Source organism: Paenibacillus gallinarum, from assembly GCF_014836635.1.
In the GTDB taxonomy this organism is placed as follows: Bacteria; Bacillota; Bacilli; order Paenibacillales; family Paenibacillaceae; genus Paenibacillus; species Paenibacillus gallinarum.
The window spans coordinates 423,461-444,117 of record NZ_JACSQL010000002.1 but is presented as its reverse complement, the minus strand read 5'-3'; the positions used below and the strand labels follow the sequence as shown (position 1 = coordinate 444,117).

Below are 20,657 nucleotides of genomic sequence, written 5' to 3'. Positions count from 1 at the left end.
CCTCCTTTATATCCAGTATTTCCTTTCAAGCGTACGTTTATATCCATCATGGATCTCTCATCTAACCTAAAATACAAAGAAAAAAGTTCATCTATCACCCATCAGGCGAAAATGAACTTTTTCTTGTTTATCATAGTATACAGGACTCTCGGCTCGTTCCCAAATATTAATGAGAAGGTTCAGAAATGTCGGTAAGTGCACTGCCGGCATTATTCTGATACGAAGACGCCGTTGCGATATCACCCAGGGACAAGATACCCACGAGTTCTCCATTATCAACGACAGGCAGTCTACGAACTTGATGCGCTGCCATCATTTTTGCTGCCTCATCAATAGAAGCTGTGGAATTCACTGTATGCACATCCGCAGTCATTACTTCACTTACTTTCGTAGAACCCGGATTTTTTGAGGCAATTCCGCGCAGAACAAGATCACGGTCCGTTACAACCCCTACTAGTTTACGATGATCTTTTGTTTCTACAATCGGAATAAACCCCGTATCATGTTCTTTCATATTCAGTGCAACATCATATACATGCTTGTCCAGTGACACCGGAACAATATTCGTGGACATCACATCAGAAACATTTTTACTCATTAGACGCCTACTCCTCATCTATAAGATCTCTAACAACACCTGGATTCATGCTCTTATGTTAGAGTACCCAAATAAACAAGTCGCATTCGTTTTCTCTCATGAACTGATAACATTACATCCTATCGTATTCTTTTAGGTAATCTTTCGTTATCTGAATAAATAGTTTCATGGCATCGAGCATTGCACTTTCATCAAAATCAAACCTCGGATGATGATGCGGATATACTGCATTTAATTGCTCATTCCCCGCACCGACAAACATGAAACAGCCTGGCTTCTCTTTCAAATAATAGGCAAAATCTTCAGCAGGCATCATCTTCGGCGATACGATTGCCCGCTCTGCACCGAACTCTTCAGAAACCATTTTAAAGAATCGTTCTGCTTCCTTCTCATCATTGATGACAGGCGGATAACCCATAATGTATTTGATCTCCGCCTCTGCGCCGTACGCGGCAGCGATCTGATTCGTTAATGTATGTATACGTTCTTTTATAATATATCTAGTTTCTTCATCAAAAGTGCGGACAGTTCCACTCAATTTATATGTTTCGGCAATCACATTCTGAGCAGCTCCTGCCTGAATCGTTCCAATGGTCAGCACAGCTGGCTGAAGCGGATCGACCGAACGACTCACTACACTTTGCATCTGCAGCACAAGAGCAGATCCGGCAACAATACTATCAATACTCGTATGAGGTACGCCGCCATGTCCTCCTTTACCTGTCAGCTGGATATAGAAGTCATCAGCACCAGCCATCATTGCCCCAGGAGTGCTGGCATACGTACGGACAGGCATCGGAGACCATAAATGAATGCCGTAAATCACATCTACCTCTTCCAAAGCTCCGCTAGCAATCACCTTAACTGCCCCTCCCGGAAGAAGTTCTTCTGCGGGTTGAAACAAAAACCTGATCTCTCCAATAAACTCATCTATATGTTCACTCATATAACCGGCCGTTGCCAGCAGCGCTGATGTATGCCCATCGTGTCCGCAGGCATGCATTACCCCATCGACTTGTGATTTATAGGGAACTGACTTTTCATCTTGAATAGGCAGTGCATCCATATCTGCTCTGAGCATCACTACAGGTCCAGGCCGTCCTGAACGCAGTATTCCAATAACACCGTGTCCTCCTACATTTGTAATGACTTCAAGGCCAAATGAATCTAAATGTTCACTGATAAACTTTGATGTTTCGGATTCCTGAAAAGAAAGTTCCGGGTGCTGGTGAAGATGACGTCTCCACTCTATCATCTTGCCGAGCCATTCTTCATAGGTATGCTCTATTCTCACGCTCTCCACCCCTTCAAATGATTTCTTAATTAATTGTAGCAGAATTTATACGCAAACGATATGAAATGGAAGGTTATGGAAAGCTTGCACATGCTGAGGAAACATACTAATATGAAACTAGAAATGTAAGGGAGATTTTTATATAAGGAGGTATGGTCGTCAATGATATTTGAAAACACAGGCCTGGACGGTTTAAAAAGTGATCTGGCGTACATGGACGAAAGTGCCGAGAAAGTCGGATTTATTCGTTGGCAGTGGGAATATTACCGCGCTACATACGACTACAAAATTGAGGACAACAAGACAAAAAGCGAATATTTCTTACGCATTAATACACGGGCAATCGAGGGCAAACTAGAAAAACCAGACACCATTCTTTCGGTAGAAGCTGTTTATATCGGAAGAGCAACATTCCCCCATGGACTAGAGTATGAGAGCGAAATTCCTTCTCCTGTTCTGAATGTAGCTAATGAGAAAATTAAAGAACTCAAGGAACTGCTTGAAGCTTAGGCACTATGAATTCTATGAAAAAAAACACAGCTAGGCCTCAGAGAAAAGGTTTGCCTGATTATCAGCTACTGATCCTCACCTTGCTGCTTACCGGTTTCGGACTGGTTATGGTTTACAGCTCGAGTTCCAGCATTGCCCTCATGTCTGAAAAACTCAACTTTGACGCACTTCACTACACGAAAAGACAAGCGGTATATGCCATACTCGGCGTTATAGGCATGTTCGTTGCTATGAATATCCCTTTTGCAAAATACAAGCAATTATATAAACCCTTATTTTTTATTACCATTCTGATGCTCGTTGCCGTTCTATTCGTCGGAGTAGAAATCAACAACGCTAGAAGTTGGTTTAATCTTGGAATTGGAACTTTACAGCCTTCCGAAATTGCCAAAATATCGATTATTCTGTATTTAGCTGCTCTTATTACTAAAAAAGGCGAGCGTTTCCGAGATCTCAAAACAGGATATATTCCGGTAATGATTATTGTCGGTTTCGTTGCCGGACTCATCATGCTGCAACCTGACTTTGGTTCTACCTTTATCCTCGTTGCAACCTGCGGCCTCATTATTTATGCAGGCGGAGCAAGTATGAAGCACATCATGGGATCCATCGGACTGCTTATTCTTGGCGCGGCAATCGTCATGGGTGCTGGTTATCTTGTGGATTTGATGTCCGGAAATGTATCGGGAAGTTCATACAGTTATAAGCTGGCACGGTTTCAATCTTTTCTCGATCCGTTTCATGATAAGACTGGAGATTCTTGGAATCTGGTGAACTCACTTACAGCCATTGGCACAGGCGGCTTTACAGGTACAGGGATTGGTCAAGGAGTAATTAAGCTCCACTATCTACCTAATGCATTTAATGACTTTATCTTTGCTGTCATCGGCGAAGAACTCGGATTCATCGGCGCTTCCATTTTCCTCATCATTTATGTTTATTTTATCTGGCGGGGGTTTACGATTGCACTTCGCTGCAAGGACATCTTCGGGACACTCGTTGGCGTCGGGATTATGGGGCTTATTGCCATTCAGGCTTTCATCAATATCGGCGGAGTTACTCAAACGATCCCCGTTACAGGGGTAACACTTCCTTTTATCAGTTTTGGGGGAACCTCTCTGCTTGTAACGATGACAAGTATCGGGATTATGCTTAGTATTTCCCGGGAAAACAATTTGGAAATAACTCAGGAGACGGTTAAATCTGTTCGAACTGTAACTGAAGAACGACCATCCCCTGCTCTTGTCACGCGGAATTCACAAAAACGACGTAGCTCACGATCAAAGTAATAAAAGAAGGACAGTTTCGGTAAATACCGAGACTGTCCTTCTTTATGCGGCTTTTATGCCATCCATTATGATAGGTAAGATCAAAATTGTAAGATAAGATATTCATCTTATTGTTCGTCGCCCCGGAAGGAAACACCTTCTACCTTCACATTCACTTCAACAACTCGAAGACCGGTCATACTTTCCACTGCCTCACGTACATTCTGCTGAAGCATCCGAGATACTTCGTGAATAGGTGTCTCGTAAAGAACAATAATGCGGAGATCAATGGCTGTTTCCGTTGTCCCTACTTCTACAGTGACACCCTTTTGCACATTTTTTCCGCTGAGGCGTTTGGCCCAGCCTTCAGACAAACCTCCGGACATTGCTGCAATCCCCGGAGTTTCTAACGCTGCAAGGCCAGCAATTTTTGCTACAACATCATTGGATATCCGGATGTCGCCTGTTTCGATTTTTAGCTGTTCTGACATGCCATATCCTCCTTTGCTTCTTTATAAGATATTTTAATGCCTTTGCCCCCCAAATTGCAAATAAAAGTGCCATCTGACTACTTAGGCAATGAAATCAATTTTTAGAATTCAGCGATATATCAAATGTTTCATAATAAATGTTTCATAATACATGTGAAAGGGGGAATATAGTTATGAATTATGATCCAACTTTGTCTTGAAGGTTAAACACTAGAAAAAGGAGATTACATATGAGTAAAGTTAGAACCTCGTTACTGATCATCACATTTTTACTAAGTGCGGTTTCCCATTACCTTCATTTTGATCCACTTATTCAGTTTGTCCTATCTGCCATCGCGGTAGTCTTTGTAGCTGGATTTCTCGGAAAAGCTACAGAAAATGTAGCTCACTATGCAGGGGAACGACTAGGTGGATTTCTCAATGCCACTTTTGGAAATGCAGCCGAACTTATTATTGCTATCTTTCTCGTTAAAGAAGGCCTTTATGACATGGTAAAAGCAAGTTTGACCGGTTCTATTATCGGGAATTTACTGCTTGTGCTTGGTCTTAGTATTTTTCTCGGAGGCACCAAATTTAAGGTTCAGAATTTCAACCAATCCCTTGCGGGAATGAACGGCTCTCTTATGATTGTTGCCGTAATCGCGCTGTTTGTCCCGGCTGTATTTTTTAACACCCATACGATTACTGTCCCTCAAACCGAGACCTTGAGCCTCATCGTAGCTGGTATTCTCATTGTTGCCTATATTGCTTGGATCATTTTCTCGATGATTACACATAAAGACATCCTTGCAGAGAACGTTGCTGAAGGAGAAGCTCATGAGGAGCCTGCCTGGTCTAAGAAAAAATCGATTGCTTATCTTGTACTCGCTACAGTGATGGTTGCTTTTGTCAGTGAATGGCTTGTTGGAACGCTCGAAACACTGACTGTTCGATTTGGCCTAAGTGAAGTCTTTGTAGGTGCCTTCCTTGTAGCAATTGTAGGAAACGCAGCTGAGCACAGTGCAGCCGTCCTGCTCGCTATGAAAAATAAAATAGGAGCAGCTGTTGAGATCGCAGTAGGCAGCAGTTTGCAAATTGCGTTGTTTGTTGCACCCGTACTCGTCTTCACTAGTTTCTTTTTTGGAAACACAATGGATATCGTATTTACAACGATTGAGCTTGTAGCCATTGGCGTTGCCGTCTTTATCTCCAAATCGATTATTCAAGATGGATCAACCAACTGGTACGAGGGGCTTCTTCTTATCGCTGTCTATGCTATTCTTGGTGTATCGTTCTTCTTGATTTAAACTTATATACAAAAAAAGCATGCATCTCTAATCTGCATGCTTCTATGAAAAGATGCCAGGAGCCTACTCCTGGTTTCCTTTTTTATTAAGTGCTTCGTACAGGACAGCAAGATTACGTTCGAGGTTGTTTACCAGCTGTTTACCTGTATCGACTGGAAGAAGACCTGCACGAACTGCAAAATCAACTTCTTTTGAAAATCCGAACACTTGCGTATCCAGTACTTCCTCATAGAGAGGGCAATAACGGGTTGCCAGATTCTCCATCTGAACTTGAATCAGTTTTTCTATTTTATATGCATCTTCTTCAAGAAGACGAATTGCTTTGGAATTAAGTTGTTCTTGCAGATCTGATGAAGTCATGCACTCTTCCCCCCTACGTCCAGAATCTTGTACGACAATCTAATCTTAATATTAGACGAAAATCGTTCTCAATACAAGAAGCATCTAAAAAAAGCATCTTTGCCAAATATGGCAAAGATGCTTTTACTGCTGTATCGCTGTTATTCTTTAGCGAGCGAAACAGTAAGTCCGTGTTTTTCAAATACTTCAGATAACTCTTTTTTTGCTTCATCCGCATCTGGTCCATGAACATGCAGTTCATAGTTTTTGCCGCCAACAAGTGTGGTAAACAGTCCCAGAATGCTTTTCACATCAATGTACTTTGTGTCAGAGTGGAGTACGATGGAAGAAGCGAATTTACTGGCCGTTTGCGCAATCTCCACTACTGCCGCATTATTATTCGACATAGGAATCCCTCCGTCTAGTGTAAGAATATTCTATTCTATATAACCACTAACAATATACATTGAATCCGCTTTCTTAGCAACTATATTTTCCATTTACTTGCTAGCGTAATTTGTTTTAAACCAAGTTTTCCGGATTTAGTCCTTGCAGTTCCGGAATGACGAAAATACCATCTTTGCGAATAAGAACATCATCAAAATAAATCTCCCCACCACCGTACTCCGGACGCTGAATAAGTACCAGATCCCAGTGAATGGATGACGTGTTTCCGTTATCTGTCACATCATATGCCTGCCCTGGCGTAAAATGAAGACTTCCTGCAATCTTTTCATCAAACAAGATATCTTTCATTGGGTGCAGAATGTGCGGATTAAATCCAATAGCAAATTCACCGATATAACGTGCACCCTCATCTGTGTCCAAAATTTCATTGAGTCGTTTCGTATCATTACTTGTAGCTTCTACAATTTTACCGTTCTCAAAACGGAACTTGATATTCTCAAATGTAATCCCATTGTATAACGTAGGTGTGTTGTAGCTGATTGTCCCATTTACAGAATCACGAACGGGCGCACTATATACTTCCCCATCTGGAATGTTTTTCTCTCCAGCACATTTCTCTGCTCCAATGGATTTAATGGAGAAATGAAGATCAGTTCCCGGGCTAACAATGCGGACTTTATCGGTTTTACGCATCAGCTCAGCCAGTGGATCTTGTGCTTTGTCCATTTTGGCATAGTCTAAATTACATACCTTGAAATAAAAATCTTCAAACGCTTCTGTACTTGTGTTGGCAAGCTGCGCCATACTTGCATTCGGATAACGAAGCACTACCCACTTCGTACGCTTCACGCGTTCTTCGCTATGTACAGGATGAGAATAAAGTGCATTGTACATTTTCATTTTTTCTTCAGGCACATCAGAGAGGTCATTCGCATTTTCTCCAGCGCGAATTCCGATGTATCCATCCATAAGTTCCATACGCTTTAAGTCAATCTCTGCCCATGTTTTCAGCTGTGCTTCTGTTGCACCAATCAGCATGGAACGGAGTACCGTTTTATCTGTCAGCTGGACAAACGCATTACCGCCGGCTTTACCGATTTCTTCAATAATTGCATTCAGCAGGTCGCGTTCTGAGCCGATCATCTCCACGAGAACATTTTCTCCTGGTTGTACATTCACAGAGTATCCAACCAAATTTTGAGCGAGTTTTTGAATTCTTGGATCTTTCATCGTTATATGTTGCCTCCTTCATGTAGTAAAACTTCTATCGTTGTCTAACATTTCCATTGTATCACGCAGTTTGTCTGATGGGATACTTCATGTCAGCACAGAGTTACTTGTAATGATCAAAATATACATCCGTCACAAGAAGCTCCTTAGCAGTTCCTTCTTCTTTTTGGTAACGAATCTCACTTTCAGAAGACAACCTCAGGGGAAGATTTGTTTTTTTATCAATGAGCAGATGATATACGAGTGTAGCTTGTGCCTTTGTCAGATAATCATCCAGCTGACTTTTCTGCTGTTCATACAGGGTATTCAGCTCCTTCAGGCATTCATTGCGTTTATCATTAGGCACAGAACTCGTGAGGGCAGGAAGTTCACTCTGAAGTTCCTGCATTTCCTCTTCAAGCTGATTACTTAGGTACATTACTGCTTCTTCACTATCAAGTTCGATTCTGATCATTTGTTTCCCTCGCGGGACACCATACTCGGCACGAAACGTTTTGTTTTTTATTTGTTCAATAGCTTCTAATTGAGCTAACGGGTTCCAGCGTACTATCGCTGGTTTTGTTCCGTCTAAAGACTCTACTTTCCATTCTTTGTTTACCCTTTTCAAAGTAAGTGATCTTGTTTTAGTGTCTGTACTGCTGGGAGATAACTGACTTTCAATAACAACCTTATTATGATTCGTGAGCGTTCCTGAATATTGATATTCAGTATCAAATAATCCATGATCATCCGTTCGAATGGCCGCTTTTCCTCGAAATTCCAACTCTTCTTTGCCAGCTAACCCTGTTAATGCACGTTGAAAGATTTCTTTTGGGTCCTCCTGATACCTATAAGCACACCCAGTTCCTCCGAACAAAACAGCGGCGCATAGGATTACTATCAAGAAACGATATAATGAACTATACATATCAACCCAACCTTTCACCTCATTTTTTGTTAGGTTTTCCTCTGTGTACTCCTTGTATCCATAAAAAAGAGCGTCCTCCTTTTTAAAGGAAGCGCTCTTTATCTATACATATTTTTATTCTCAATACATACCCGATTTCTACCGCTGTTTTTAGCTTCATATAAAGCCATATCTGCACGATAGAACAGTGATTCAACACTGACTTGATCATCAAGCCAGCACCATTCCCCAATTCCGCAGGATACCGTAATCGATGGAGAAGTTCGCCTTGAAATTTGTACCCGGATGTTCTCTGCAATAAAGAACGCTTGCTGCGCACTGACCTGAGGTAAATAAATGGCCATCTCTTCCCCGCCCCATCTTGCACATAGGTCATCTGGACCTCCACTTTCGCGAATGACGTCACTTACCTGGGTGAGTACTTGGTCACCGATCTGATGACCATAAGAATCATTTACTTGCTTGAAATCATCAAGGTCAATGACGATCAGTGAACCACAAAAGTCACTGCTCTGTCTTTCTTCTATCATTCGGTCCACATAATGCCTTACGTATAAACCGGTTAATGCGTCTACTGTTGCCAGTCTCTTTACTTCTGCATGAAGAGTGGCATTCGTAACAGCAAGTCCAATATGAACACCCAGCATGTCCATGAAACGAAAGTTATCGTAAGAGAAAAACTGTTTATTCTGATGTGTTACTAAAATGGCGCCTTCAACCTGTCCGTTTATTCGTAGAGGTACGGCCATCATAGACTTAGAGTTTGTTATATCCATTAAAATAGAGCGTGGACCGCTATGTTTCTCATAGTCAAAAATGATAATAGGTTCTCCCGTACGATATACTTCTCCGCTGATCCCGTAGAGCGAGTACTTCTCTTGTCCTAACGAAGGCAGTGTCGAATTCAGAACACGGAACTGCTGATCTTCCGGATCAAGTTTAAGGATACAGCAAGCTTTTGCCTTAAAAATGCGCATTAGCTGCTGCACAGCATATTCATAAATATCGGCTAGCTGCAAACTCTGATTTATTTTTTTGGTTAACTCGTCTATCATCCGAAGTTCTTGAATGAGTGTATTCGATTGCTGATGCATCTTGGCATTCTCGTAAGCTGTTCCAGCCGTATCAGCCATCATTACTATTAGCTGGATATCAACATCCTCTATCAATTCACTGGGAGTTTCAATATGGAATACGCCGTATGTCCCCTGCTTCCCTCTAAAAGGAATCCCAAATTCGTATTCTTCTAGCCCAAGCGGCTGAGAAATCATTCTTTCTTCAGTATAAGCCATAGCACATACCGGATTATATTGCCCTTGTAAATACAGCGGTTTGATCCGCGGATCTTCTGTAATTCCATCTTGTGACATGTACAGTGTCAGACGAGCTGCCGGGAACAGAAAAGCTACGCTGTCAAATACCTCTTCCAAAACGGTCTGAACATCCATTCGATCGTGCATACGCTGTACAATTTGAAATAGAATGGAACGTCGTCTATTTTCTTTTTCTGTTGTTTTATGAATGTCCAGCAAATTGGAAAGGAAACGGTGCTCAAAATGACGATAAAAGCTAGACTGATAAAAAAGTTTTGCAGCTTCCAATACTTCGAGGATACCCTCTCTTATTCCCGGCACAGCTACGCACAAAACACCAAGCTGTTTTCCTTCAACACGTGTCTTCAGCGGGATTGTATATAAATAGTAATGCTCGTATTCTGAACGTGTGGATTGTTTTGGATAAAGTTTAATATCTGCATCTTCTTGCTCAAGTACTTGGAATACAGCTTCTTTTATAGGAGAGAAAAGTTCTCCGTTTTTAGCCACACATAATTTATTACTGTTCCACAATGAAAACACCGAATGCTTTAAAGAAGGGATACACTGAACTTCATGATTCCATTCTTTAAAAGCCTCACGGAGCAAACGATCATTATATGCAGAATCAAAAGTGCTAACATCAAGATGATTCAACCATTCATCCTTTTCATTCCGATAACCTTGTTCTTCATGCAAAAGAGGAGGCGTGAAAGTTTGAATGCCCCGATCGGAATTCTTCGAGTTACGTGCATTATAGAAAGTCGTATGTAATTGTTCTGTCATATAGGCGCTCCTTTGCACCTTTGGTGACCAGCAAGTTACAGGTCACAACCAAAAGGCATGGTCGATTCATATCACATGGATCTATTGAGATAATTATATGTTCTTACTTTTTAATATTAAAGTATTTGATGGTTTAAAATTAAGATACAATCTATATTACTCTCTTTACTGGCACTTTGCATCTTTTTTAAAGAAAACAGTACTATATTTTTAGGTCTAATTACCTATCGACAAAAACAGACGAAATTCTACTTTTGTCATTCTCTTGACTTTGTGCTCTAATTTAATATAATATATATTGTTGAACAAGACTGTTATGGTCTTAAATTTGGGCGTAACGTTGTGTCACCCTCACAGCTCTTTGTTGCTGATTGAACAGCGGCTGAACTTTTCAATCGGTTGTATGCCTCACTAATAGGTAATACGAAACAAAAAGCGGCGCAAATAGAGCCCCATCTGATAATTTATAATAAAAGGAGTTACTCTAAACATGGCACGTTACACTGGTCCTAAATTTAAAATAAGTCGCCGTCTCGGCATCTCTCTCAGCGGTACAGGTAAAGAATTGGCAAAACGCCCTTTCCCTCCTGGTCAACATGGTCCTAACCAACGGAGAAAAATCAGCAACTACGGTATGCAACTTCAAGAAAAGCAAAAATTGCGCCACATGTACGGTTTGGGTGAAAAGCAGTTCCGTACTTTGTTTGCTAAAGCACAAAAAATGCAAGGTATCGCTGGTGAGAACTTCATGTTCCTACTAGAATGCCGTCTTGACAACTTGGTTTACCGTCTTGGTTTTGCTAACTCCCGTGCAGGAGCACGTCAATTGGTATCTCACGGACACATTACTGTTAACGGTAAAAAAGTAGATATCGCGTCTTACGCTGTAAACATCGGTGATGTAATTGGACTTCGTGAAAAATCTCGCAATCTTTCTTCTGTAAAAGAAGCGATTGCTAACCGTTCACATCTTCCTGCTTACGTTGAGTATAACGAAGCAGCTCTTGAAGGCAGATTTATCCGTCTTCCAGAACGCGCTGAGCTTTCTCAAGATATCGACGAGAAACAAATCGTCGAGTTCTACAACCGTTAAGATCTGAGTCAAGCTTTAAATCCCCTGCGCTTTATGCCAGGGGATTTACTATATGAAAAAAAGCTACAGATGAGAACAAAAAAACACCCGAATCCGTTTGAATGGTTCGGGTGTTTTTATTTCACTTTTTTATAAGGATCAACCATTTATATAGCAGCTGGCAAAGCAAGATTCCTACTGTATTAGGCTTGCTCATTTATGTTAATGCTATACCATAAATCAACAGAATTGCCCTCAAATAGGGTCTTACAAGTACATAATCCGAGCAAGGATGTCAATTTCCGATCCTTACCACCATTTGCGGGGATTCAAATGGCTTAATTTATGCTATAATAATGCCTGTTAAAAGGAGGAAAGCATTTGATGGTTGATGATCAGAATAAAAAACCTGAAGAGAAGCCTTCCCGCAATCGTTTTTTTCGCAGGCTGGGTAGCTTTGTGAAGTGGGCTTTCATATTAGGCATCATGGGTGTTCTATTTGCAGGTGGTGCACTAACAGGCTACATAGCTTCTATTGTAAAAGACGAACCCGTTCGATCAAGAGCTGAAATTGAGCAAGCGATAGGGGAAAATGCACTGACGGGCTTTGCTTATTTCGCTGACGGGTCTCCCATAGGTCAGTTTCGGACCGAGGAGGATCGGCGAATCGTAGAATTTGAGGACATTCCTCAAAAGGTAATAGATGCTGTGGTATCGATTGAAGACGATTCATTCTACGAGCATAAAGGTGTCGACATAACAGGAACACTTCGTGCAGTAAAGGAACGTATACTAAACGAACCCGTACAAACGGGAGGAAGTACCCTCACTCAGCAGTTAGCTAGAAGAGTATTCCTTAATCTGGACAAAACAGAGGACCGAAAAGTAAAAGAGATCTTATTGTCCCTTCGATTGGAAAGATTTCTAACGAAAGATGAAATTATAACAGCCTATCTAAATAAGGTTCCTTTCGGAAATGGATCAAGTGGATATAATGTTTATGGCATTAAAGCTGCTGCCAAGGGGATTTTTAATATTAACGATCTCAATGATTTAAACATTGCGCAAGCTGCCTATTTAGCAGGCCTTCCGCAACTTCCCTCTTCTTATTCTGCTTTTAACGGAAAAGGGGATTTCAACGAGAAGAACTTTAATAATGCTCTAGAGCGACAAGAACGTGTTCTTGGACGAATGCTTGCCCTTGGTAAGATTACACAAAGTGAATACGATGAGGCAATTGCCTTTGATATCAAGTCTTCGCTTGCACCAAAAGTAGCCAAAGCGTATAACACCTATCCTTATCTGATGCTTGAAACAGAGCGTCAAGCTGCCAAGGTTCTGATGGAAGTACTTTATCCAGAAGCTTCGGAAAACGGTGGAACAACCGCTGAACAGTTGGAAGAGGCTCAGATTCAGCTGCGCACCGGAGGTTACCGGGTATATACGACAATTAACAAAACTGTCTACAAAACGATGCGCTCGATCGCTGAAGATGACAGTAATTTCTCTGCCTATGATGAAAACAAAGGTCTTGAACAAACGGCATCGATGATGATTGATCATAAAACCGGGAAAATCCTCGGTATGATTGAAGGCCGTGATTTTAACGTAGAGAATATGAACTATGCTACTCAGATGGTGAGACAACCCGGTTCGGCAATGAAGCCGATTGCAGCGTACCTTCCTGCCTTAGAAGAAGGTCTAATTCAGCCGGCATCTATTATTGATGACTCACCGATCATTTTGAAAGACGGCAGCAAAGGATTCCACATTCCTAAAAACAGTAATGGAAGATACAGTGGGCTTGTTACCGCAAGATATGCACTTAATCAGTCTCTTAACGTTCCTGCTCTGAAATTATTTAATGAAGAAGTCGGAATGGAGAAAGCTTGGGATTTCGCCAAAAGTCTCGGAATCACTACACTTACTGAAGATGATTATGCGAACGCAACAACAGGTGTGCTCGGAGGTCTAAGTCATGGTGTAACCGTAGAAGAATTAACGAATGCTTATGGTGCAATTGCTAACAATGGTGTATTCCATGATGCCTACATGATTGAAAAAATCGTGGATTACAAAGGTAACATTGTATACAGTCACAAAGCAGAGCCTAAGCAAGTTTTCTCTGAACAAACGGCTTATCTTATGACAGACATGCTTCGTACTGCGATCTCAGACGGAACAGGAAAAGTCGTAAGAGATAACTTTAATAAATATGGCGACATTGCTATCGCAGGTAAAACAGGAACAACTCAAAATTACGGCGATGTATGGTTCGAAGGTTACACACCTGATGTTACACTCGGCGTATGGGTTGGTTACAAGACACAAGCGAACACACTGGAGACGAAAGCTCAGAAGGAACGTGCTCGTAAGCTGTGGGCTAAGATCATGAACGAAGTTTCCGAACAGGAACCTGATTTGTTTACAACCAAATCATTTACGAAGCCGGATGGTATTACAACGAAGACCGTGTCCGCTTATAGCGGTAAACTTCCTACTTCGGCTACGGATAAATTTGTGACCGATCTATTCAATACCAAATATGTACCAACCGAATATGATGATGCGGTAGGCAAAGCTAAGTACATCACTTATAACGGGGTAAATTACATTCCAAGAGATGAAACACCTTCGGATATGCTTAAAGAACAAACCGTGGTGAAAAGAAAGCGTGCAATCTCCGATCTCATTAAGGATTTGCAAGCTGCATTCAAGAAAATGAGTTCACATGAACCGCTTTCCTATTATTTGCCTACGGACGCGGATGACGACATGCCTACAGAAGTCGACCCACGCCGGGACGATGGCAGCGCTCCTGACGCCCCAGGGAACGTCAGAATAAGCGTAAGCAATGATAATGCGGTAATTACCTTTAACCCAAGTTCAGCAAGTGACGTGGTTGGTTACAGGCTATACCGAAGCACAAACGGCGGTCCATTCCAGAATCAAGGCAAAGTTGTACTTGCAGGTAATCAAGCAACCTTTACTTCCTATGCAGGCGGTGGTGCTCAGTTTTACATCGTAGCTGTGGATGTAGCAGGAAAAGAGTCAGCGCCGAGTTCTGTAGTCGGCAGTACGGCCCCTGCTCCACCGCAAGAAGAAACATCAGATGAAGGTGTTATTGAAGTTCCTGGTGAAGTGGTAGAGCCGGATGATAATACTGGGGAAGAAAATAATACAGAGCCATCAACTGCTGCAGTTCCTTCTGCTCCAAGCGGAGTGACTGCTACGGTTACGGATCAAGGTATTACAATCTCCTGGGCTGCACAAGAAGGGGTATCGAGCTTCCATGTATACTACAGTGAAACGGGTCAGGAACCGTTTAATGAAGTAGGTACAGCAAGCTTTACTTCCTTTAAATATAACAATGCAGAAGCTACTGGAGCCTTTCGGGTAACGGCTGTCAATGCAGCGGGTGAATCAGCCCCTTCTGCTGCGGTTAGTGTAAGTCGATAAGATTGACCGATAATAAAACAAAAGCCGAGCATACAGGGTCTCCCCTGTGCTCGGCTTTTGTTTTAGATCTATAAAATAGTCATGTTACCATAATAAGAGCCATCTGCGATAAGGCAGATGGCTCTTTTGACTTTGTTAATGAACTACTTGCTAGTCTTCTATCGTTGAAAGATCGCCTGTCGGTAAATCCAGTTCCCATGCTTTCAGTACCCTGCGCATGATCTTACCTGATCTTGTCTTAGGCAATTTCTCTTTAAATTCAATTTCCCGAGGCGCAGCGTGTGCAGATAAGCCCTCTTTTACAAATCGATAGATCTCATCTTTCAGCTCTTGTGAAGGCTCATATCCTTCTCTCAGCGCTACAAACGCTTTAATGATTTCCCCTCTTACAAGATCCGGTTTACCGATTACACCCGCTTCTGCAACCGCATGATGCTCAAGCAGCTTACTCTCTACTTCAAAGGGACCGATACGCTCACCAGAAGAGTTGATCACATCGTCTATTCGCCCTTGAAACCAGAAGTATCCTTCATCATCCATATAGGCAGAATCCCCTGAAATATACCAGCCCGGTATTCTGAAATATTCCTCATACTTGGCATCATTATTCCAAATCTTTCTCATCATGGACGGCCAAGGTGTTTTTATGGCTAGATTGCCCATCGAGAATGGCGGCAGTTCTTCGCCCTGGTCATTAATAATAGCAGCTTCGATTCCCGGTACGGGCTTACCCATTGAGCCTGGTTTGATGTCCATTCCCGGATAGTTACAGATTAGCTGACCGCCTGTTTCTGTCATCCACCAAGTATCATGAATCCGCTGCTGATAGGCTTTTGTTCCCCAGCGGACCACTTCTGGATTGAGCGGCTCTCCTACCGATAACACATGACGGAGTGTCGATAGATCAAACTGTTCAATGACATCCTCTCCTGCTCCCATGAGCATCCGGAAAGCAGTAGGCGCGCTATACCATACGGTTACTTTATTCTTAACAATCGTTTGATACCAGTCCTGTGGACTAAAACGTCCCCCGCGGATCACATTCGTAACTCCGTTCAACCAGGGAGCAAAAATTCCATAAGAGGTACCTGTTACCCAGCCTGGATCCGCTGTACACCAATAAATATCGTCTTCTCTTAAATCAAGAACTACCTTACCTGTATAGTAATGCTGAAGCATGGCTTTGTGTACATGATATACCCCTTTAGGTCTACCCGTAGAACCCGAGGTGTAATGAATGAGCATTCCATCTTCCAGCGTGAGCCATTCCGGTTCTAGTGAATCTGAAGCTGCTGCCATCTCTGCATCATAGTCAACAAGTCCTTCTTCTTGCTGTGTGCCTCCACCTATAACAAAAATATGTTTTAAAAGCGGTAATTCTTCACGTTTAATTCGCGGCAACAATTCTGGAGTTGTGACTAAGGCGACAGCTCCGCTGTCTTCCAAACGGTCTTTTACCGCTGTTTCCATAAATGCTTCAAAAAGTGGGCCTACAATTCCTCCCACCTTAAGTATACCGAGTAGACTAAGGTAAAGTTCTGGACTTCTTGGCATAAAAATAAAGACACGATCGCCTTTAGAGATGCCGTATTTACGCAGCACATTCCCAAATCGATTAGAACCTTCGCTCAGATCCAGAAAGCTATACTTCTCATCTCTATGAGCATCACTGTACAAAAGTGCGGTTTTCGCACCTCGTCCTTCTTCGACGTGACGATCAATTGCTTCATAGGCCATATTGACCTTGCCTGTCTCATTCCATGTAAAATGCTTTTTTACCTCTTCCCAACTAAACTGAGCGCGAGCCTGATCGTAATCTCCGAGATTACTTCGTTCTGCGACAGTCGCGATGACTTCGTTCTGCATTTGACCCATTGTCTACTCGAGCCTCCCCTAAGCTACATCTTCACAATGTACAAGTTCGTTAGCGCTTACAAAACATCGAATTCATTACCATCTACGTTTATACCATGGGAACAGCTATTCAATTGTGAATAATTTTTGTCTGGATTATTATAGCATAAATTTCATTTTTATCACTATCCCTTTTCATTTTTTTGTATATTTGCTATAAGTAGGGTATGACAAGTCAAAGGAGCACGAAAAACTGATGGAACATATCAAACAGCACAATGTCCACTCCTTTCAAAGGAACGGCAGGGAGATTGTTGTTGAAGGCCCAGTCCCTTCTTCCCTTTTACAGAGTTATCATATGCACCCGGATCTTGACGCTTTTCGAAGACCGAATGAACAACATGAAGCCCTGGTTGAAATTTCAGCGCTGGCTGAAGGGAGAATTATTCTTGCCCGTGAGGGCCAAACGATCATTGGATATGTTACTTTTCATTATCCTGATGAAATGGAGCGTTGGTCTGAAGGAAGTATGAAAGATTTAATTGAACTTGGTGCCATTGAAGTTGCAGACGAATTTCGTTCTTACGGTATTGGAAAAATGTTAATTAGTACTGCTTTTGAGCAAGAGCAGATGGAGAATTATATCGTATTCACTACAGAATATTATTGGCATTGGGATCTGAAGGGAAGCGGACTGTCGGTTTGGGATTACCGAAAAATGATGGAGAAACTGATGAAAATCGTTGATATGGAGTGGTATGCGACAGATGATCCTGAGATCTGTGCACATCCTGCTAACTGTCTCATGGTTCGTATCGGAAAAAATGTGCCTCTCTCTTCAAAAGAGCAATTCGATAAAGTGCGATTTAGGCATCGTTATATGTATTAGATTAAAGAAAAAGACAGGAACCCCAGAGTTAATCCGGGATGTTCTTGTCTTTTCATTATTACAAAGGTTTACATACTTAACCAAGCTGAAGCAATATCGATTCCACAATTTTATGAGATTGATGGGATGCCTTCACTGTAAATTCAGCAAAATTGACATGTGCGGACCCGTCTGCTTTGTCAGACATACCACGCAGAATAACAAAAGGTACATTATTCATGTAACACACCTGTGCTACTGCTGCACCTTCCATCTCCACACATGCGCCCTCCAATTCTTCATAGAGCCATTTTACGGATTCTTTACTTGCGATAAACTGGTCGCCCGAGAGTACAATTCCTTTACGCAGCGGTATAGCGAGCTGTTCACATGCTTTCTCTGCCAGACTAATCAGTCCGGAATCAGCCGGAAACGCAGATACTTCCTGATAAGGAATTTCCCCGCGCTTAAATCCTAGAGGAGTTACATCCATATCATGCTGAATACATGTCGTAGATACGACAATATTACCGATATCAAGTTCAGGGTGAACTGCCCCAGCCACCCCAGTAAAAATAACTTTAGAGATCCCAAACTTCTCAATCAGCATTTGTGTTGTGATCGCTGCATTTACTTTACCTACTCCAGACTTACAAACCACAACATGTTGTCCGTAAATATCCCCTTCTGCGTAATGGATGCCTGCATATGTATGCTGGTTTACATTCTCCATGCCTGCCAGAAGAAGTTCAATCTCTTCTTTCATAGCTCCTATGAGCCCTATTGTAGCTGTCATAGATGTTATCCCCTTTGCTTGATTAATCGGCAAAAAAAGCCCCGATTATCGGAGCTTTTTCTATTCCATATTTTACACGTGACTAACAGACAAACGCAAGATCGTTTCGTGCGGTAATATAACACGCGGATTTTCTACGTTTTCTTTCTTCATCAGTTTCGTAAGCAGTCGCATGGCTACTGCACCTAGATCGTACATTGGCTGCGCTACTGTAGTGAGCTGTGGACGAACCATAGAAGCCATACGAATGTTATCTACACTAATAATAGAGAAATCATCTGGGACTTTAAGTCCTTCGTCCTGAATACTATGAATAGCACCGATTGCCATTTCATCCGTTGCACAGAAAATAGCAGTTGGTTTTTTCTTAAGACCTAAGAAATATTTCATAGCTTCGACACCAGACTCATAACGGTAGTTCCCGATGCGTACTAAATCTTCTTGATATTCAATCCCCGCAGTTTCGAGCGCACGCTTGTACCCTTGGAATCTTGCATAACCATTCGCAGGATCTTGCAGCGTTCCACTAATCATAGCAATCTCACGGTGCCCATGACGAACAAGTGTACTTACCGCATCAAAAGCTGCAGTTTCATGATCAATATCAACCGAAGGATAGGTTCCTTTTTCGTCACTAGTTGCACAAAGAACAATTGGGACCGCAGAAGTTTGGAAGGCTTGGATATGTTCATCCGTAACCGTTCCACCCATGAAAAGAAGCCCATCTACTTGTTTTTCAAGCAGCGTGTTAATAACACGAATTTCTTTTTCCTTCTTCTTATCGGCATTACACAAAATAATGTTGTAATGATACATATTAGCGATGTCTTCAATTCCCCGAGCAATCTCGGCAAAAATTGAGTTCGAAATATCTGGAATTACGACTCCGACTGTCGTTGTTTTTTTACTAGCAAGCCCTCTTGCTACTGCGTTCGGGCGATAGCCGAGTTGCTCAATTGCTTCATATACCTTTTTTCGTGTCTGAGGTTTAACATTTGGATTATTGTTGACTACCCGAGAAACCGTTGCCATTGAAACACCGGCTTCGCGCGCTACGTCATAAATCGTTACCGTCACATTCCTTCTCTCCATTTGCAATAAATTTTCAGTTCATTTTCAATTAAAAATATGATACGACATAAGATTGCAACATGCAATGAATGGGCTTTAAGACTCGCTTAAAACCGCACTTAAGCCACTTGAAGTGATTTGGGAATGGGAAGTATGCCATACAGGTGTGCCGTTTTTCACAAGGATAACCTGTGGAGACTCATGCTTGACACCCAAACGATCTGCAGCTTCTAGTGAAATACTGCGATCTTCGACGACATAAATGATACTATAGTTTACTTTATCTGCGGGACTATCTTGCAAATATGCTAATACTTCTTTATACGCATGCGCGCTAATAGGACAGCGGGTGCTATGTTTAAATAACAGAAGCGGTGCTTCCGAAGATAATGCGATACCGTCATTTAATTGCTCTATAGAATTCATTCTTGTCAACGTTTTCATAACATATACATCCCCTTTCATAAGTTCAGCAGCTAGTGGATCGTACAAAGAAAATGATGATGATGAGAATGGTAAGGGATTCCATGCGAATACATGAAAAATCGCTTCGTGTCTTGTTTTCATTCTTTTCAGAAAATTTTACACTAACAATATAGTAACAAAAAACTACGAGAAATGCTAATTTTCAATCCATTACAAGGTGATTTTTTATCCTGCTTCCGAAAAATGCTCTTCAAATTGGAACTGTGACAGTTGCTCGAGTCTCCGCTGTGTATCTCTCATCCAACTTTCATCGTTCATCTGAAGGGCACATTGATACACATCAAGAAGTAAATTAATACGCTCCTCTTTGAAAGCTTCAACTATATCCCCAATCTTTTCCGAGTCCATCTCCACATTCCTTTTATATAGGTCACTGAACAAACTAGCTACTTCATCTATATCCGAAAAAAACACAACTTGATACGGATCATTTAAAGACAGCTCGATCGCTTCAAGATACTCGGTTAAATGAGCTTTAACGGGTTTAAGTACTTCATAAGTGGAACAGGACATACATGAAAAAATCGGTACATTTTTAACTTCTATCTTTTTAGCAAAAATTACGGTACGAATCTCAAGATTCATCGGTTGATTGCAATCGCACCATCTGGGCATAGGATC

The 20,657-nt window shown here is 41.8% G+C and carries 19 protein-coding genes; 6 read left to right on the top strand and 13 right to left on the bottom strand.

The features are described 5' to 3' along the window. Positions 1–166: 166 nt before the first annotated feature. Together H9647_RS07160 and H9647_RS07155 are read right to left on the bottom strand one after the other, a co-directional pair. Complete coding sequence (locus tag H9647_RS07160; protein WP_191799065.1) at positions 167–598, bottom strand: CBS domain-containing protein; 432 nt, start codon at positions 596–598, stop codon at positions 167–169. A 112-nt stretch (positions 599–710) separates the two neighbouring features. Further along, positions 711–1,853, bottom strand: a complete 1,143-nt coding sequence (locus H9647_RS07155) for a M20 metallopeptidase family protein (protein ID WP_191799446.1) — start codon at positions 1,851–1,853, stop codon at positions 711–713. Between the two features lie 201 nt (positions 1,854–2,054). On the opposite strand from H9647_RS07155, the gene H9647_RS07150 reads away from it, so the two are divergent. Together H9647_RS07150 and ftsW are read left to right on the top strand one after the other, a co-directional pair. Next, positions 2,055–2,402 carry a YugN family protein gene (locus tag H9647_RS07150; protein ID WP_191799064.1) on the top strand — a complete coding sequence of 116 codons (348 nt, stop codon included), beginning with the start codon at positions 2,055–2,057 and terminating at the stop codon, positions 2,400–2,402. A gap of 14 nt (positions 2,403–2,416) precedes the next feature. Continuing rightward, entirely contained in the window at positions 2,417–3,691 is a 1,275-nt protein-coding gene (gene ftsW / locus H9647_RS07145; RefSeq protein WP_191799063.1) for a putative lipid II flippase FtsW, read from the top strand. 107 nt (positions 3,692–3,798) lie between these two features. On the opposite strand, the gene H9647_RS07140 is transcribed toward ftsW, so the two are convergent. Then, the gene (locus H9647_RS07140) at positions 3,799–4,161 is read right to left on the bottom strand and encodes an Asp23/Gls24 family envelope stress response protein (RefSeq protein ID WP_191799062.1); all 363 of its coding nucleotides are present in this window, start codon (positions 4,159–4,161) and stop codon (positions 3,799–3,801) included. Between the two features lie 230 nt (positions 4,162–4,391). On the opposite strand from H9647_RS07140, the gene cax reads away from it, so the two are divergent. After that, positions 4,392–5,447, top strand: a complete 1,056-nt coding sequence (gene cax, locus H9647_RS07135; protein ID WP_191799061.1) for a calcium/proton exchanger — start codon at positions 4,392–4,394, stop codon at positions 5,445–5,447. A 63-nt stretch (positions 5,448–5,510) separates the two neighbouring features. Here cax and H9647_RS07130 read toward each other — a convergent pair whose 3' ends face one another. The 5 genes from H9647_RS07130 to H9647_RS07110 form a co-directional block, all read right to left on the bottom strand. After that, complete coding sequence (locus H9647_RS07130) at positions 5,511–5,807, bottom strand: YlaN family protein (RefSeq protein WP_160033642.1); 297 nt, start codon at positions 5,805–5,807, stop codon at positions 5,511–5,513. A 140-nt stretch (positions 5,808–5,947) separates the two neighbouring features. Then, entirely contained in the window at positions 5,948–6,193 is a 246-nt protein-coding gene (locus H9647_RS07125; RefSeq protein WP_191799060.1) for an HPr family phosphocarrier protein, read from the bottom strand. Between the two features lie 115 nt (positions 6,194–6,308). Then, the gene (locus H9647_RS07120; protein ID WP_191799059.1) at positions 6,309–7,424 is read right to left on the bottom strand and encodes an aminopeptidase; all 1,116 of its coding nucleotides are present in this window, start codon (positions 7,422–7,424) and stop codon (positions 6,309–6,311) included. Positions 7,425–7,527: 103 nt separating this feature from the next. After that, positions 7,528–8,307: a hypothetical protein gene (locus H9647_RS07115; protein WP_191799058.1), complete on the bottom strand. Its 780-nt coding sequence runs from the start codon at positions 8,305–8,307 to the stop codon at positions 7,528–7,530. Between the two features lie 122 nt (positions 8,308–8,429). Next, positions 8,430–10,430: a sensor domain-containing diguanylate cyclase gene (locus H9647_RS07110; protein WP_191799057.1), complete on the bottom strand. Its 2,001-nt coding sequence runs from the start codon at positions 10,428–10,430 to the stop codon at positions 8,430–8,432. A 490-nt stretch (positions 10,431–10,920) separates the two neighbouring features. Here H9647_RS07110 and rpsD point away from each other — a divergent pair, with 490 nt between their 5' ends. Then, positions 10,921–11,523, top strand: a complete 603-nt coding sequence (gene rpsD / locus H9647_RS07105; protein WP_191799056.1) for a 30S ribosomal protein S4 — start codon at positions 10,921–10,923, stop codon at positions 11,521–11,523. A gap of 363 nt (positions 11,524–11,886) precedes the next feature. After that, positions 11,887–14,961 carry a transglycosylase domain-containing protein gene (locus H9647_RS07100; protein ID WP_191799055.1) on the top strand — a complete coding sequence of 1,025 codons (3,075 nt, stop codon included), beginning with the start codon at positions 11,887–11,889 and terminating at the stop codon, positions 14,959–14,961. Between the two features lie 150 nt (positions 14,962–15,111). Here the strand turns inward: H9647_RS07100 and acsA are convergent, their stop codons facing one another. Next, positions 15,112–16,836, bottom strand: coding sequence for an acetate--CoA ligase (gene acsA, locus H9647_RS07095; protein ID WP_191799054.1), 1,725 nt, complete (start codon positions 16,834–16,836; stop codon positions 15,112–15,114). Between the two features lie 235 nt (positions 16,837–17,071). On the opposite strand from acsA, the gene H9647_RS07090 reads away from it, so the two are divergent. After that, positions 17,072–17,704 (top strand): GNAT family N-acetyltransferase, encoded by a 633-nt coding sequence (locus H9647_RS07090; protein ID WP_191799053.1) that lies wholly within the window; start codon positions 17,072–17,074, stop codon positions 17,702–17,704. 76 nt (positions 17,705–17,780) lie between these two features. Here the strand turns inward: H9647_RS07090 and H9647_RS07085 are convergent, their stop codons facing one another. The 4 genes from H9647_RS07085 to H9647_RS07070 form a co-directional block, all read right to left on the bottom strand. Next, a complete protein-coding gene (locus H9647_RS07085) occupies positions 17,781–18,479 on the bottom strand; it encodes a 5'-methylthioadenosine/adenosylhomocysteine nucleosidase (protein WP_191799052.1) in 699 nt (232 codons plus the stop codon). 72 nt (positions 18,480–18,551) lie between these two features. Next, positions 18,552–19,556 carry a catabolite control protein A gene (ccpA, locus tag H9647_RS07080; protein ID WP_191799051.1) on the bottom strand — a complete coding sequence of 335 codons (1,005 nt, stop codon included), beginning with the start codon at positions 19,554–19,556 and terminating at the stop codon, positions 18,552–18,554. Positions 19,557–19,646: 90 nt separating this feature from the next. After that, positions 19,647–19,994 carry a bacillithiol system redox-active protein YtxJ gene (gene ytxJ, locus H9647_RS07075; protein ID WP_191799050.1) on the bottom strand — a complete coding sequence of 116 codons (348 nt, stop codon included), beginning with the start codon at positions 19,992–19,994 and terminating at the stop codon, positions 19,647–19,649. Positions 19,995–20,201: 207 nt separating this feature from the next. Then, the gene (locus H9647_RS07070) at positions 20,202–20,651 is read right to left on the bottom strand and encodes a hypothetical protein (protein WP_191799049.1); all 450 of its coding nucleotides are present in this window, start codon (positions 20,649–20,651) and stop codon (positions 20,202–20,204) included. Between the last annotated feature and the right edge of the window lie 6 nt (positions 20,652–20,657).

Bases quoted from the DNA above. Each gene is read 5' to 3' on its own strand.
- H9647_RS07150 (WP_191799064.1), top strand. From the start codon at position 2,055: ATGATATTTGAAAACACAGGCCTGGACGGTTTAAAAAGTGATCTGGCG.
- H9647_RS07110 (WP_191799057.1), bottom strand. From the start codon at position 10,430: ATGACAGAACAATTACATACGACTTTCTATAATGCACGTAACTCGAAG.
- H9647_RS07155 (WP_191799446.1), bottom strand. From the start codon at position 1,853: ATGATAGAGTGGAGACGTCATCTTCACCAGCACCCGGAACTTTCTTTT.
- H9647_RS07120 (WP_191799059.1), bottom strand. From the start codon at position 7,424: ATGAAAGATCCAAGAATTCAAAAACTCGCTCAAAATTTGGTTGGATAC.
- H9647_RS07070 (WP_191799049.1), bottom strand. From the start codon at position 20,651: ATGCCCAGATGGTGCGATTGCAATCAACCGATGAATCTTGAGATTCGT.
- rpsD (WP_191799056.1), top strand. From the start codon at position 10,921: ATGGCACGTTACACTGGTCCTAAATTTAAAATAAGTCGCCGTCTCGGC.
- ftsW (WP_191799063.1), top strand. From the start codon at position 2,417: ATGAAAAAAAACACAGCTAGGCCTCAGAGAAAAGGTTTGCCTGATTAT.
- H9647_RS07125 (WP_191799060.1), bottom strand. From the start codon at position 6,193: ATGTCGAATAATAATGCGGCAGTAGTGGAGATTGCGCAAACGGCCAGT.
- ytxJ (WP_191799050.1), bottom strand. From the start codon at position 19,994: ATGAAAACGTTGACAAGAATGAATTCTATAGAGCAATTAAATGACGGT.
- H9647_RS07140 (WP_191799062.1), bottom strand. From the start codon at position 4,161: ATGTCAGAACAGCTAAAAATCGAAACAGGCGACATCCGGATATCCAAT.
- H9647_RS07160 (WP_191799065.1), bottom strand. From the start codon at position 598: ATGAGTAAAAATGTTTCTGATGTGATGTCCACGAATATTGTTCCGGTG.
- cax (WP_191799061.1), top strand. From the start codon at position 4,392: ATGAGTAAAGTTAGAACCTCGTTACTGATCATCACATTTTTACTAAGT.
- H9647_RS07130 (WP_160033642.1), bottom strand. From the start codon at position 5,807: ATGACTTCATCAGATCTGCAAGAACAACTTAATTCCAAAGCAATTCGT.
- H9647_RS07100 (WP_191799055.1), top strand. From the start codon at position 11,887: ATGGTTGATGATCAGAATAAAAAACCTGAAGAGAAGCCTTCCCGCAAT.
- H9647_RS07090 (WP_191799053.1), top strand. From the start codon at position 17,072: ATGGAACATATCAAACAGCACAATGTCCACTCCTTTCAAAGGAACGGC.
- acsA (WP_191799054.1), bottom strand. From the start codon at position 16,836: ATGGGTCAAATGCAGAACGAAGTCATCGCGACTGTCGCAGAACGAAGT.
- H9647_RS07085 (WP_191799052.1), bottom strand. From the start codon at position 18,479: ATGACAGCTACAATAGGGCTCATAGGAGCTATGAAAGAAGAGATTGAA.